General features: G+C 58.6%; 12 protein-coding genes. 2 read left to right on the forward strand and 10 right to left on the reverse strand.

The genetic code is table 11. The annotated features are described in order from the left end of the window. Positions 1–8 precede the first annotated feature (8 nt). Both AC1RT6_RS13115 and AC1RT6_RS13120 read right to left on the reverse strand, forming a co-directional pair. Positions 9–3,161, reverse strand: coding sequence for an efflux RND transporter permease subunit (locus tag AC1RT6_RS13115; RefSeq protein ID WP_079448096.1), 3,153 nt, complete (start codon positions 3,159–3,161; stop codon positions 9–11). An 18-nt stretch (positions 3,162–3,179) separates the two neighbouring features. Continuing rightward, positions 3,180–4,436 carry an efflux RND transporter periplasmic adaptor subunit gene (locus tag AC1RT6_RS13120; protein ID WP_079448097.1) on the reverse strand — a complete coding sequence of 419 codons (1,257 nt, stop codon included), beginning with the start codon at positions 4,434–4,436 and terminating at the stop codon, positions 3,180–3,182. A 301-nt stretch (positions 4,437–4,737) separates the two neighbouring features. On the opposite strand from AC1RT6_RS13120, the gene AC1RT6_RS13125 reads away from it, so the two are divergent. Together AC1RT6_RS13125 and AC1RT6_RS13130 are read left to right on the forward strand one after the other, a co-directional pair. Continuing rightward, a complete protein-coding gene (locus AC1RT6_RS13125; RefSeq protein ID WP_079448098.1) occupies positions 4,738–5,412 on the forward strand; it encodes a response regulator in 675 nt (224 codons plus the stop codon). Between the two features lie 162 nt (positions 5,413–5,574). Next, on the forward strand, positions 5,575–6,945 hold the full coding sequence (locus AC1RT6_RS13130; protein ID WP_079448099.1) for a sensor histidine kinase: 1,371 nt from the start codon (positions 5,575–5,577) through the stop codon (positions 6,943–6,945). Between the two features lie 55 nt (positions 6,946–7,000). Here the strand turns inward: AC1RT6_RS13130 and AC1RT6_RS13135 are convergent, their stop codons facing one another. The 8 genes from AC1RT6_RS13135 to AC1RT6_RS13170 form a co-directional block, all read right to left on the reverse strand. Then, positions 7,001–7,261, reverse strand: a complete 261-nt coding sequence (locus tag AC1RT6_RS13135) for a hypothetical protein (RefSeq protein ID WP_493029497.1) — start codon at positions 7,259–7,261, stop codon at positions 7,001–7,003. A gap of 431 nt (positions 7,262–7,692) precedes the next feature. Then, complete coding sequence (locus tag AC1RT6_RS13140; protein WP_079448101.1) at positions 7,693–9,315, reverse strand: ABC-F family ATP-binding cassette domain-containing protein; 1,623 nt, start codon at positions 9,313–9,315, stop codon at positions 7,693–7,695. 342 nt (positions 9,316–9,657) lie between these two features. Beyond that, positions 9,658–10,743 carry a PepSY-associated TM helix domain-containing protein gene (locus AC1RT6_RS13145; protein WP_472791537.1) on the reverse strand — a complete coding sequence of 362 codons (1,086 nt, stop codon included), beginning with the start codon at positions 10,741–10,743 and terminating at the stop codon, positions 9,658–9,660. Between the two features lie 81 nt (positions 10,744–10,824). Then, complete coding sequence (locus AC1RT6_RS13150) at positions 10,825–11,415, reverse strand: TonB-dependent siderophore receptor (protein WP_274533974.1); 591 nt, start codon at positions 11,413–11,415, stop codon at positions 10,825–10,827. A 10-nt stretch (positions 11,416–11,425) separates the two neighbouring features. Continuing rightward, positions 11,426–12,010 carry a TonB-dependent receptor domain-containing protein gene (locus AC1RT6_RS13155; RefSeq protein WP_274533975.1) on the reverse strand — a complete coding sequence of 195 codons (585 nt, stop codon included), beginning with the start codon at positions 12,008–12,010 and terminating at the stop codon, positions 11,426–11,428. Positions 12,011–12,042: 32 nt separating this feature from the next. Further along, the gene (locus tag AC1RT6_RS13160) at positions 12,043–12,306 is read right to left on the reverse strand and encodes a hypothetical protein (protein ID WP_079448103.1); all 264 of its coding nucleotides are present in this window, start codon (positions 12,304–12,306) and stop codon (positions 12,043–12,045) included. A gap of 76 nt (positions 12,307–12,382) precedes the next feature. Then, positions 12,383–13,309, reverse strand: coding sequence for a DUF2950 domain-containing protein (locus AC1RT6_RS13165; protein ID WP_079448104.1), 927 nt, complete (start codon positions 13,307–13,309; stop codon positions 12,383–12,385). After that, on the reverse strand, positions 13,306–14,865 hold the full coding sequence (locus tag AC1RT6_RS13170; RefSeq protein WP_079448105.1) for a DUF3300 domain-containing protein: 1,560 nt from the start codon (positions 14,863–14,865) through the stop codon (positions 13,306–13,308). Before AC1RT6_RS13170 ends, AC1RT6_RS13165 begins: the two co-directional genes overlap by 4 nt. Positions 14,866–14,881 lie beyond the last annotated feature (16 nt).

Raw genomic sequence — 14,881 nt, forward strand, 5'->3', positions numbered from 1 at the left:
CCGACTTTCTATTCTGCCGGATCGAACGCCGATTCGGGAGCAGCCGCCACCGTTTTTCGTTGGGAAAACAGCGCGATGAGAGCTGGCAGCGCGACGAGGATCACAAGTGGAGCCACCATCATTCCACCGACCACGACGACAGCCAGCGGCTTCTGCACCTGCGATCCGATTCCGGTCGACATGGCGGCGGGCAACAAGCCGATTCCCGCAATGACGCACGTCATCAGGACAGGGCGCATTTGAGCCTCTCCGGCTCTTATGATCGCATCGATCCGCTGCAGGCCCGACTCGATGAGCTGATTGTATTGCGACAGGATCAGAATCCCGTTCATCACCGAGATGCCGAACAGCGCGATAAAGCCGATGGCGGCCGAGACGCTGAAAGGAATGCCCGTCGCGAACAACGCAAAGACACCACCGATCACCGCCATCGGAATGACGCTCAACGCCAGCAACGTGTCCCGTATAGATGTGAAATTGATCCATAGCAGCAGCCCAATAACGGCAAGGCTGAGCGGCACGACAATCTCCAGACGCGCGATCGCTTCCTGCAGATTGCGGAATTCGCCGACCCATTGAAGCTGGTTTCCGGCAGGCAATTGCACGTCCTGCGCAATTCGCTGTTCGGCTTCCTTGATGGTGCTACCGAGATCGCGATCACGAACACTGAACTTAATCGGCAGGTAACGCTGCTGTTGTTCCCGGTAAATATATGAAGCTCCGGTGACGAGTCGGATGTGCGCGACCTCGCCCAACGGGATCTGCGTTATTCCTTTAGCCCCTGATACGCCGATCGTCAGCTTGCTGATAGCTTCCGCGCTCTGACGATACTCGGGAGCCAGCCGCACGACGATCGGAAAATGGCGATCACTTCCGTGCTCGTAAACGTCGCCCGCTGACTCTCCGCCGACAGCCGTCCGGATCATCGAATTGATATCACCCGGCGAGAGTCCATAGCGTGCGGCACGCTCACGATCGATATCGATCTGTATCGTCGGCTGGCCAAGCGACGTGAAAACGCCAAGGTCTGTCACACCCGGAACCTTCTCGAGCACGGCCTTGATCTTGTCGGCTGTGTCCGTCAGCTCCTGCAAATCATTGCCGAACATTTTGATCGAGTTCTCGCCCTTAACACCCGATACCTGCTCGGCCACATTGTCCTGCAGATACTGCGAGAAATTGAACTCGACTCCCGGAAATTCTATCTTAAGCCGTCCCTGGATTTCTTCGGTCAGCTTTTCCTTATCCACGCCATGGCGCCACTGACTGATCGGCTTTAGCGGAGTGAAGAACTCGACATTGAAAAAACCGGCGGCGTCCGTGCCGTCGTCGGGACGGCCATGCTGCGTCACGACTGTCTCTACCTCGGGAAAGCTGCGGATCAGCTTGCGCATCCGGTTGGCATAGCCGTTCCCCTCCTGAAGGGAAATCGTTGCCGGCATGGTGGCGCGTATCCACAGATTGCCCTCCTCCAGCTTGGGAAGAAATTCCAACCCCAGAAATCGTATCGCGATCCCCGCCAGGATGAACACCGCCAACGTCACGGCGACCGTCAACCTTCTGTTCGCGACAGTGACTCGCAAAGCCGGACTGTAGAAGCGGTGAAGGGTGCGCACCAGCCATGTTTCCGTCTCCCGAACATGCTCCGGCAGCAGAAGTGCGCTGAGCGCCGGTGTCACCGTAAAGGTTGCGAGCAGGCCTCCCGCAATGGCGTAGGCGTAAGTCTTGGCCATGGGGCCAAAGATGTGCCCTTCAACGCCGCTCATGGTGAAAAGCGGAATGAACCCCGCAATGATAATGCCGGTCGCAAACAGGATTGAGCGGTTGACGCTGATGCCCGCAATATAAATCGCGAGAAGCTTTCCGCGCAATCCGGACGCGTTGTCGTCCTCAGGCAAAGTCTTTTCGCCGCTATGCCCAAGTTCCCGGAATATTCGTTCGACCATGATTACAGTGGCATCGACGATCAAACCGAAATCGATTGCACCGACCGATAGCAGGTTGGCGGATTCGCCGCGCAGAATCATGATCCCGATGGCGAAGCACAACGCGAAGGGAATCGTCGCGCCCACGATCAACGCGCTGCGAAGATTCCCGAGAAACACCCACTGCAATACAAAGATCAGCAGAATGCCGACTGTCATGTTGTGCAAGACAGTGTGCGTCGTGGTGTCGATCAGATCCTGACGATCATAAATGCGCTCAATTCGTACGCCGGGCGGCAAAATCCCGGAAATATTGATACGCTCGACTTCGGCCTTCAACCGCTCGATGGTCGGAGTGCTCTGCTGGCCGCGGCGCATCAGGACGATGCCTTCGACGATATCGTCGTCGTTGTCCTGGCCGGCAATGCCGAGGCGGGGCTGATGCCCGATGATAACCGTCGCAACGTCTCGAACCAGAACAGGATTGCCTTCGGCTTGCGTCAACATGGTATTGTTGATGTCATCGCTCGACCGTATCAGCCCGACACCCCGCACGACTGCCGACTGCGTGCCCAGATTGACGATATTTCCGCCGACATTCAGGTTGCTTCCGCGCAGCGTCTGCAGCAATTGCGGCAGGGTCAGCCTGTAGGCGACGAGCTTATCGAGGTCGACCTGCAGTTCAAATGTCTTGGTTTTCCCACCCCAGCCAATGACGTCCACGATCCCGGGCACGGCGCGAAAGCGGCGTTGCAGAACCCAATCCTGAAGAGTCTTCAGATCGAGCACGCTATAGCCGGGCGGGCCGACTAGTCTGTAACGATAAATTTCGCCGACGGGACTGACGGGACTGATGGTGGGCTGAGCGCCATCCGGCAATCCGTTGAGCTGCGCCAAACGGTTGAGAACCTGCTGGAGCGCCTCATCGTAGGTATAGGCATAGGTGAACTGCAGTTTGACGTCCGACAGTCCGTAAAGAGAAATGGTTCTCATTACCCGGAGGTTCGGCACGCCGGACAGCTGCGTCTCGATCGGAATCGTGATGTAACGTTCGATCTCTTCGGCCGAAAGTCCGGCGCTCTGAGTGATGACGTCCACCATAGGCGGAACGGGATCGGGATAGGCTTCGATATTCAGGACCCTGAACGCGGCGATCCCACCGGCCAGGGTCATAATGAAGAGGACCAGGATCAGAACGCGCTGCTTCAATGCAAACGCGATGATCGGATTGATCATGACGAGCTACCGTGTTCGTCAGGTCTGTTTGGCGACTGCCATCCGGTCGATGAACAGACTGCCGCGGGTGACGATTTTTTCGCCCGGACGGAGCCCATCCAGCACCTGGATCAGCCGAGCGCTTGATTGACCTAACTTGATCTGACGCAATTCGACGCCTTGATCGTCACCAACGACCCAGACATGCGCATTGCTTCCTTCATAGATCACTGACTCAAGAGGCACCGCCGGCATTAGCTCTCCGTCGCTGTCAACGATCGTAACGCTCGCAAACATCTCGGGTTTGAGCAGTCCGTCCGCGTTATCGACGGTGGCGCGGACCAGAAGCCGCCTATTGTCCGGGTCGATTCCCGGTGCGACGTAGTCGATCCGGGTCTCAAACATACGGTCGGGCTGCGTCAGGACCTTGAACATCAGGCGTTCGCCGATCTGCACCTTGGCAACATCGGTCTCGCGAACATAGGCCACGATCCAGACTTTCGACGTGTCTCCGATCAGGAACACCGGATCGCTCTCGCTTGCCCCGGCATTGACATACTGTCCCATCCCGACCTTGCGTTGCAGAACGGTTCCGGCCAGCGGCGCGTAGACGGGAGCGTCGGGCGTGAGCGCGCCCGTCTTCTCGAACGCTTCAATCTCCGCGTCGGTTTTCCCAACGAGCCGCAACCGGTTGCGCGCGGCCTCAAGCGCAACTTCTGCTGATCGGGAATCGTTCTCCGAAGAAGTGAGATTGGCCTGAGCTTCCTGCCATTCTCTCTGCGACGCGGCCCTATCCTTCGCCAGGCTCGACATTCTTCGCTCGACGATCTGCGCGAGGTTGACCTGGGAAACCGCCTTGTTCCGGGTGGTCAGGGCGACGACGAAATCTTTCTGGGCATCCACGGAATCGGCCGCCGCGATCACAAAAAGAAGCTGGCCTTTCTCGACGTGATCGCCGGACGCGACCATCAATTCTGTCACCCGGCCCGCATAGGGTGCGAAGATGCGGGTCGACAGGTTCTGATCGAGCGCGATCTTCCCCTCGGTACGGAATTCGGAACGGAACACGTGTTCCTCGACCGGCTGCACCGACACGGTGTCCCATTGCGATGCCGTCAAACGCAGCTTTCCGTCAGACCCTTTGATTTCGCTGTCCAGCACTGAATTGCGGGCGGCGCTGCCGCGATCGACTCTCAGGACGGTTGCAGCCGTCCCGACAAGGGCCAATGCGATCGTGAGACCGATGACAATCCGAGGGATTGTCATCGCACGCCAGAGTGACGTCAGATTACGCATGATCCCGTATCCCCTTGCCCCGCCGATTGGTGAGGCAAGCCTGTCCCCTCAAAAACCAATGATTTTTATGCTGGCTCAAGGCCTTGCCTGTCCCAGCGCTTGTCGCCGATGAGGGCGATGAATCCTCATCACGCGACCGTATATAATATAGATTTAACATCTTACGGCAGCCTTACAACGGCAATATGATGACGCTTACACAGAGCTTACAGTCGGGCTTCGGCGCGGCCGGAAAGACACCAGTACCCGCTCGCCCCCTGCAAGTCACGGCCGCAGAAGGGGGAAGGGAGCGTTCGCGCCCATGAGAATCTTGGTCGTCGAGGACAGCGAAGAACTGGCCGACCTTCTGGCGAAGGGAATGCAAGCGGCCGGGTACGGGGTCGATCTTCTCACCAATGTCGCCGATGCCTCCAGCGCACTGGAAACCAATCGTTACGCGGCATTGATCCTGGATCTCGGCCTGCCCGATGGCGATGGACTTTCGATCCTGCGTGAACTGCGGCGCCGCAAGGATCCGATCCCTGTCCTTATACTCACGGCACGTGGGGGCGTGGAGGATCGAGTCAGCGGGCTCCGAAGCGGAGCAGACGACTATCTTGTCAAACCTTTTTCCTTTGACGAGCTGGTAGCGCGGCTCGAAGCGCTGCTCAGGCGGCCGGGGCAGTTGCTCGGCAGCTCATTGCGGCTTGCTAACGTGACCTTCGACAGCGAAGGCCGGCAAGCTTTTGTCGACATGAAGCCTCAGAGCCTATCCGCCCGAGAGATCGCGGTGCTTGAGTTGCTTTTGCGCCGCAAGGGCAACGTCGTTTCCAAGAAGCTTCTCGAAGATCAGATCTTCGGCCTGACCGGAGATGTCGCCTCCAATGCCGTCGAGGTTTATGTCCATCGTCTGCGCAAACAGCTCCTGGACATTGGTGCAAAGGTCAAGATCAGCACCATTCGCGGCGTCGGCTATGTGATGATGGAGAGCGACTAGTGTGGTGGTTCAGAAGTTCGCTTTCAGCGTCCAACGAGTCTGCCAGGCGAACTTCTGAGCCTAAACCACACTAGAATTATAAGGTTGCTAGTGTCCCTTTGATTCCGAAGTTCGCATCAAAGGTTGCTGCAAGGGTATGCGAACTTCGGAATCGGGACCTAGATGCCGCGGCGAAGATCAATTCTGTCCCGCATTGTCGTCCTTCATGTTGTCGCGATCATCATTGCGGCGCTTGTATTGCGGTCCATCTTGCACTGGTCGCTGGCAACGGACGTCGCCAAATTCCAGCTGAACAAGATGACGGCCCAAATCGAGATGTTTGCCCGAAATCTAAAGCCTTCGTCGGCGGGAGGATGGTCGCTTAGCCTGCCTGATGGCGCACGCGATCAGTATTCGGAAACCTATGGCCGCTACAAATATGCAATCATTGACGATACGGGTTCGGTGATCTTCTCATCGAGTCCCAGCAAGAATCCGTTGTTTACCATCGATTTGAACGCGAACGGCATTATTCCGCACAACGCCTTGACCCGGGGCGAAGCCAAAACGATCGCCGGTGCCAGCGCGCGCAAGGATATTGGCGACCATCCCGTCTGGATACAAGTTGCAGAAGAGCTGTCGCATAGCGACGTGGTCGTCGACGATATCCTGGTCAACTTCCTCCGGCAGGTTGTCTGGATCATCGTTCCAGTTCTTCTTCTCCTGCTTGCTGCTGACATCATCATCTTCCGTCTGGCGATTAGACCGCTACATCGCGCGTCCAGCCGAGCGAGGCATATCAGTCCCACACGTCTTGACGTCCGTTTACCGACCGACGACATGCCTCCCGAAATTCTGCCGCTCGTGGAAGCCGTCAATCAGGCCCTCGATCGGCTTGAGCATGGCTTCCTCGCTCAGCGCGAGTTTGCCGCCAATGCAGCACATGAGATACGAACGCCACTTGCCATCCTTCGCACGAGGATCGAGACCCTACCGCATGGAGAGGCAAGCCATGCCTTAGGACGGGACGTTGACAACATGAGCCGTGTTGTTGGCCAGTTGCTCGACGCGACGGAGCTCGAGACAGCCGTGGTCGATCCGGATGCGGTCGCGGATATTCACGAGGTTTGCGTCGAAGTTGCGGAATTCATCGCGCCATTGGCTCTGAAGCAAGGAAAGAGCATTGAATTGATGTGCGCCGATGAGCCCGTTCTCGTCAAAGGAAACGCGGAGATGATCCGGCGCGCAACACGAAATCTCGTTGAGAACGCTCTTCATCACACTCCCCAGGGTACGATCATCGAGATCATCGTTACCGCGGATGGCTCGATCAGCGTGATCGACAATGGCGATGGCGTGCCGTTGGCGGACCGCGAATCGATTTTCCAGCGATTCTGGCGGCGATCCCCGCGCACTGCCGGAGGCGCGGGTCTGGGACTATCGATCGTCGAAAAAATTGTAAAAGCGCACCAGGGGAGTGTCTCTGTCGAGGACGCGCCCGGCGGTGGCGCCAAATTCACGATGCACTTCCGGCCGGATGGAAGGACGCTGTGACGGCACTATGCGACCCTCGATTGCCTTTTCAAAAGTCATGGCTGCGCTCCCGTAGCTATTGTCCAATGACAAATTTCCCGAAACCCGCGACTGGGGTGTCAAAATTCCGGTTTTCGCCGCCGGCGCCGGTACTGCTATCATTGCCAAATGATACCATAGGCATATGCTCGCCGGATTGGAGGCAGTGCTCGGCAAGGAGATCGAGGATGAAGATACTGACCGTCGCGTTCGCTCTCGTATCGGCTTTGTTGCTGTGTTGCTCGGGGGCATTCATTACCGCAGCCGATGCGAAGCCCAGGCGGGTTATCATCGTCACGCCTCCAACTCCGCAACCCTATTGGGACTCCTATATCGTTCCGCGATATCGCTATCGACCCGAGGACGATCGAGTAGATCCGTGTGGCGGACCGGTCGTGCCGGTCATGCGATATGGGGCTCAGGAGACAACGATTCCCGTGTGGCTGGCGAATGATTTGGGTCTTGGCCGTGTGCATGGTCGAGACTGGCCGTGCCGGGGTCGAGGCTACCGTTAGGCAAAAGCAAGCCCGAGAATGAAGCGTGTCTCTCCGCTCCAGGGTGAAGAAACCAAGCCGCGTGGCCTTTTGTCGGATCGCGACCGTCCGGCACTTGCCCGACGCCGCAGGAAATGTAGGCCGCTGCAAAGCACTTTTCGGTGTTGGATGAAGGAGAGTCCGGTGCACCATGCTGTTGAGCGGCAGGTTCGCGTCAAGAAACGGGCCGCCGCGTTTAGCTGCGCAGCCCCGGCGCTTCCTGGCCCGTGCGTGCGACGTACTCGGTGTAGCCACCGCCATACTGGTGGATGCCATCGGGCGTCAGTTCCAGCACGCGATTGGAGAGGACGCTGAGGAAATGTCGGTCGTGCGAGACGAACAGCATAGTGCCCTCGAAATCCGACAGTGCTGAGATCAGCATCTCCTTGGTCGCAAGATCGAGATGGTTGGTCGGCTCATCTAGAACCAGAAAATTCGGCGGATCGAACAGCATCTTCGCCATCCCCAGCCGTGCTTTCTCTCCGCCCGACAAAACCCGGCACCGTTTCTCAACGTCGTCGCCGGAAAAGCCGAAGCATCCGGCGAGTGCGCGCAGGCTACCCTGCCCCGCAGTCGGAAACGCATCTTCCAGTGACTGGAATACCGTGCGGTCGCCATTGAGCAGATCCATGGCGTGCTGGGCAAAATAGCCCATCTTGACGCTTCCCCCCACGGCTACCGTGCCGGCGTCGGGCTCGCTCGCGCCGGCTACCAACTTGAGCAGCGTCGACTTGCCGGCTCCGTTGACGCCCATCACGCACCAGCGCTCGCGCCGGCGGATCATGAAATCGAACCCGCCATAGATCCGCTTGCCACCATACCCCTTGTGGATATTCTTCAAGGCGACAACATCCTCGCCGGAGCGCGGCGCTGGCGGAAAATCGAATGCGATCGTCTGACGGCGCCGGGGCGGCTCCACCCGCTCGATCTTGTCGAGCTTCTTCACCCGGCTTTGGACCTGCGCAGCGTGCGAGGCACGCGCCTTAAAGCGCTCGATGAACTTAATCTCCTTGGCGAGCATGGCCTGCTGGCGCTCGAACTGAGCCTGCTGCTGCTTCTGGTTCAGTGCACGCTGCTGCTCATAGAACTCGTAGTTGCCGGAATAAGTCGTCAGCGAACCAGAGTCGATCTCGACGACCTTGGCGATCACGCGGTTGAGAAACTCGCGATCGTGCGAAGTCATCAACAGCGTGCCTTCATAATCTCGGAGGAAGCGTTCGAGCCAGATCAGGCTTTCGAGATCGAGATGGTTGCTCGGCTCGTCCAGCAGCATGACATCGGGGCGCATCAGAAGGATACGCGCCAGCGCCACGCGCATTTTCCAGCCTCCAGAGAGCGCGCCGACATCGCCCTCCATCATCTCCTGGCTAAACCCCAGGCCTGAGAGCGCCTCGCGCGCTCGGCCATCAAGTGCATAGCCGTCGAGCTCCTCGAAACGATGCTGCACCTCTCCATAGCGCGCAATGATCGTCTCCATCTCGTCGGCGCTATCCGGGGCGGCCATCGCGGCCTCGAGTTTGCGGAGTTCGGCGGCGACCACGCTGACGGGTCCCGCTCCATCCATCACCTCCGTTACGGCACTGCGGCCGGACATTTCGCCGACATCCTGGCTGAAATAACCGATGCTGATGCCGCGATCGATCGAGACCTGCCCTTCGTCGGGCAGTTCCTGGCCTGTGATCATCCGGAACAGCGTGGTCTTACCGGCCCCGTTCGGACCGACGAGGCCGATTTTCTCGCCCTTGTTGAGCGCCGCCGAGGCTTCGATGAAAAGGATCTGGTGGCCAGCTTGCTTGCTGACGTTGTCGAGACGGATCATGCGATCTTTTTTGCGCGAAAGAAGTATCGCGGTCTCTTAGTCCATGTGGGCAGTAAGTGGAAGCCCGGCCGCAGTCGAGGCGTGAAGCCGAGCGCCAAGCGCGGCCGGCCGAAGATGCGCCTGGGCCGTCCTCCTATTACACACGCCGCGCGACCGTTTACGTTCCGCGCTGGAAGAAGCCGCAATACAACGCCACAGGAACGGCCAGAACGATCCACGAAACGCCGTCCCAGATGCCATCGCCGAGTAACGCTGACATCAATCCAACCGTACTCAGGACAGCAATGATGGCCGGCCATGCAAAAATCTCGCGAAGGGTCCGATGTCGGGTACGTGCTGGCATCATGGCGACAGCATCGGCCGCTTGAAGGCGGCGCCTGCGGGTTCGCGCACGCTGCTCTCGCCAGGCTTGCGCCGCCTCATCCAGAGATAGACGCCCGTTCCGAGGACGATAATGGTCATGACATCCAGCAGCGCCCAGATGATCTTTAGCGGCATCCCGCCATAGTCGCCGAAATGCAGCGGCTGCGAGATGAACAGTGCAGTGACGTACCAGGGCATATCGCGGCTGTCGGTGAGCTTGCCGGTCTCTGCATCGATCAGCGCCGGCTTAAGCAGCCGTGAGGTCAGCGGCGTATCGCGGCGCATGAAGACCGTATAGTGGCTCTTGCTTGAGAAAATCGTGCCGGGAAACGCGATGAACGACGGCGTCATGCCGGGCACGGCCTTCGCAGCCACATCCGTCGCCGCCTGAACCGGGGTCGGGTGCGCGGGCAAAGTGCGGTCGCTATATTGTGCCGTCATCTCGGCGAGCTGGCCGTACTGCCACATCTTGAGCACGAGGTCGGCCCAGGTGTTGATGACGCCGGTGAATCCCACAACCAGCGTCCACATCACCAGCAGGATGCCGGCGAGGTTATGCAGATCGAGCCAGCGCACCACGCGCGGACGCTCAGAACGATAGACCCCGAAGCTCTGCTTGCGCATCGACGGCGCGTAGACGACGACACCTGATATGATTGCAACGCAGAACAGAATGCCCATTAGCCCGAGAAACAGCTTCCCGGGCAGGCCGGCGAACATATCGGTGTGCAGCTTGAGCATGATGAACGTAAAGCGCCCGGTGACGTCAGGCGCGTCGAGATAGGCGCCGGTGTGGGCATCGACCCGGACGATGCGGTTGTCGGCCGGATCGGCATCGATGCTCTTGCCGACACTGACCAGCATCGCGTTCGGGTCGTCGTGATCCCAGATCAGGAAATGCGGCACCTGCCCGGGCATCGCCGCCACGGCGCTCGCCACCACGCGATCGAGACTCGCCGGCGGCGTGCCTTGGGGGACGACGGCCGCCTCGACCTGGCCGTGCAGCAGCTCGTCAATCTGTTCGTGGAAGATCAACGGCAGGCCGGTGATGCACAGCATCAGCATGAACAAGGTGCAGATGATGCTGGACCACTTGTGGGTCCAGCTCCATTTGCGCAACGCTTTTGGTGTCATCCTTTAGCTCACTCACTTCGAGATCAGCGCGGGATGCGGGTCATCCGCATTCCAGCTATACCTCAGGGTGCCAAGCACGGTGCGGCTCGTGCCCATCGCGCAGTATGCCAATCCAGTCAGGCAGGACTGGACATAGAAACGATCCGCGAGATTGGTTGCGTTGACCTGCATTTTCCAGCCCCTCATATCCGGTCGCAGATAAGCGAGATCGTAGCTCACGGTTGCATCGAACAGGGTGTAGGGCGGAATGACGAAGGTGTTCCTGGCATCGCCATAGCTGTCGCCAACATAGCGCACACCCGCGCCGACGCCAAATCCGGCCAGCGGCCCGTTGTACCAAGTGTATTTGGCCCAGAGCGATGCCTGATCGAGCGCCGTGCCCTGCAAGTACTTGCCGGTATTGCCCGCAAGGCTTTTGGTCACCCGAGGATCGATGTGGCTGTACCCCGCGATCACCTCAAACTCCCGGGTTACGTTGCCCCGCGCCTCGAACTCGAACCCGCGCACCCGCGCCGCATCGGTCTGGATGCTGAAAAAGGGATTGACCGGGTCGCCGGTGAGGATGTTGTTCTCGTTGATATCGAACAGGGCAGCTGTCAGCATGAGGTTCATATCATTCGGCTTGAACTTGACGCCGATCTCTTTGCCCCTCGCCCGTGGTTGGCCTGAATACATTGCCGAAGCGATCCGCGCCGAGGTTCGGCGTGAACGAGGTCGAATAGCTGACGTAGGGGGCCAGCCCGAAATCGAACAGATAGTTCAGGCCGACGCGGCCGGTCTGCGCGGAATTGAAAGACGTATAGGTACCCGCCGGCGGAAAGAACGCTTTGCTGGTGAAGCCGGTACTAACCCAGTCCTGACGACCGCTGAGCGCGAGGGTCCAGCGATCCCACTTGATCTGGTCCTGCAAATAGAGACCGGCCTGACTCTGGCTGTCCGAGCGCAGGATGAATGGCGATAGTGAGGCAAACGACGGAACTGCCGCACCATAGACCGGGGCATAGGCGTCGATCGGCGCGATCCCAGCGCTACGGTAGTCGGTGTTTGCCGACAGATTGAAGTCGTCGAACCCGGCCAGAACCTTGTGTACCAGGTCGCCGGTTCTGAAATCCGCCTGCAACTGGTTGTCGAGTGTGTAATTGCTCGTACTAGCTAAGACGTAGTTATAGGTGCGCGCGACAAGTCGATCGCTCAGCATTCCTTCGCTGCGAGTCGAGGTCTATTTTCTGATCAAATTTTAAAGATGGAGACATTCGTGACTTCATCGATCAGAGCCTGTCTCAAATTGGCTGTTGTTGGATTTTCAATCTCAACATCAATTCCGGGGCGTCTCCTGCAATCGCATCGTGATCCAGCGCCCTCGATCTTCGTCACAGGATTATCCAGTATCCGCTCGACTTTGCGCGGCAGGAAAGCGGCAGGGGACCAACTTTTAAGGAGCCCGATGGAAGCGGCAGCATCGAACCGGCAATCAAACTCATTGCCGAGATTCATGCCGCTGGAATGAAGCGGCACCAATTGCCAAGACCGCCAAGGCCTGTGTTGCGCTGGGTATCGTTGTTACCCACCTTCAAGGCTTCGCCGAATCCACCCTCTTCCAGGTCTGATCGGGATCGAACAAACTGATGCGACTGGCGAGTACTTCCGTGTTTTTACCAAGATCCTTTTGATAGACAGTGCCGGCATGATTGACCATGAAGGTCATGACACCAGAGTTTCCGTATTCGGCAGGATAGGCAATCAGCGCGAAACCACCGATCATCTTGCGCTTGACGACGTAGTCAAGTGCGCCTCCCGGTGCATCTGGCCCCTGCCCCCTCAATATTCGAAAGACGTAACCGTGATACGGGGCGCCTTGCCCATCAACCTTATAGCCCTCTGATGATGCTCGCGCCGCCAACTCACCAAGCGGGCTTGGATCGCCATCGTCGCGCCAGAAAAGGCCATCCTTCTTGCCCGGGGTACTGACAATGCGTTGCGCGTAAACGCCAGCACCTTCGCCTGTACGATCCTTCTCGGCATATTCGTTCTGGGCATCCACAAAGGCGAGAGAGGCCTGAATCGCATCCAACTCATTGCGCCCAATGCGGCGATAAAGAATCTCAAGACGTCCAGCGGAGGTGTCGAATTCCCAGCCGCTCTTGCTGTTGACAAGTGGAATTGGGAACGGAAATTCATCGGCGCCCAAAATGAGCGTGGCTTTCTTGTTTCCCTCAGCCTTGATCGAGTGCTTGGCATCGTAAGCGGAAAGAAAACGCTCACGAGTCTCTTTGTCAGCAACGCTATCACCGGATTCGACCACGTCTTCGGCACGACTGCCAAGGACTTTCAGAATGGCGCTTGTCGTGCCGGTCTTGACCGCCGCCGCCAATCCCGCCGCCGCATCTTCCGGCGAAGAAAAAGCCTGCTGAGCCTGACTCACGCCGATCGACAGCGCGACAACGATTGCTATCGCGCCGGTCGAAGCGGCGCGGGACATCCACATTGATGCGATCATGGCGACACCTCCCGCAGCGCAGGAATTTTTGCGCCTCCAGCAAGCCAGTCGCTGTAGGTTCGCAGCTTCAATCCAAGCTTCTCATAGTAGACTCTGAGGTAACCGTCGCTACCACGGGTCACGGCTTGCGGCATCAGATTCTGCACTTCCTGCGCGATCACACCAACATATGACTTGCTGCTACCGAGATAGCTGAAGCGGTAGTAACCAAGGCCGTTGGTAAGATAACCCAGCAGTACGAGGTGGTGTTTCAGTTGGACATCGGACCGCCGTCCACCGCCGCCACGGAAGCCGCCGCCGCCACGTCCGGCGAAGCTGGCAGCACCTCCTCCTCGCCCGCCCAGGCTTGCATGACCGCGAGCCGAAGCCGCGGAAGCAGCCCTGCCCGACGATATGTTCATGGCACCGCCACGATTGCCGCCACCGCGCGCCGCGCCGCCAGCACGGTTAGCAGCCCTGTTACCTGCTTTGGCACGGTCGCCACCGCCCCTGGCGCGATCGGCTGTGCCCGGTCGATTTCCACGATCGCCGCCCGGCCGGTCGCGTGAGGCCGCACGGTCGCCTGCGCGATCTCCGCCGCCAGGTCGATCCTGCCCTGGACGAAGCACCTGCTGCCCACCGCGGCCCCGAAAATCCATGCGGTTCGATGCGCCGGCCCTCAGATTGTTGTTGCCGAAGCGCTGCTGAACATTCGCGTTATTGTACCGCACACCCTGACGATGCGCCGAATTGTGCTGCCAGCTGTTTCCAACGTTATTTATCCGATTGTAGTGGTTGACGTAGAGATTGCGGTTACCCCAATTGAATCCGCCACCCCAGTAGTTACCCCAGCGTCCGATAGCCCAGCCCGCACCGAACGCGAGCCCCGTCGCGATCACTCCCGCACCGATGTAGGACGGATACCCGAAGTAATAGGGTGGATACGCTGCATAGGGCCAGGTTCCGTAAACCGCGGCGGGATCGTAGTACGGCACGTACATCGTATCGGGGCTGGTCGACTCGATGACAATCGCCTGCTTGCTTTCCTGCGCTTGAACGCTCACCTTTTGCTGCTTGGTGGTAACCAGCTTCTTGTTGTCGTAGGCTTTGGAACGAAGGCGCTGGATTGCATCCATGACATCGGCTTGCTGCGCGAGAATGGCATCGCCGAGACTCTTGGTCCAGTCGATCTTGTCGCTCATCATTGAAATGACATCTGGAGTGCTTGAAAGCGCTTTGACGCTGTTGTCCCACGATTGCTTTTCAACCTCCTTCTTCAACGCATCACCTTTCAGGGTTTTGCGTTCCTTGAGCCAGCGATCGGCCTGCACGACCTCCAGCGGATAGGTTGATGCCGCCAGTACATTCGCCAGCAGTTCATCGGGATAGAGCGCAATCGGGGCAGTCAGCGCCTCGAGTTGCTCGGGTTTCAACAGCTCTGCATCGGGCACAGATTTGGTGGCTTGCTGTGGCGTACCGTTTGGATCCGGCGGATTATCGGCCGTTTGTGCCACGATGGCGATAGGATCCGCCATTAGCAATGCGAGCGCGATCAGGGCCTTGCCGCAGCGAAACATCACACCTCTCCTCGGG

It is taken from the genome of Nitrobacter sp. MLSD-S21, from assembly GCF_058809865.1.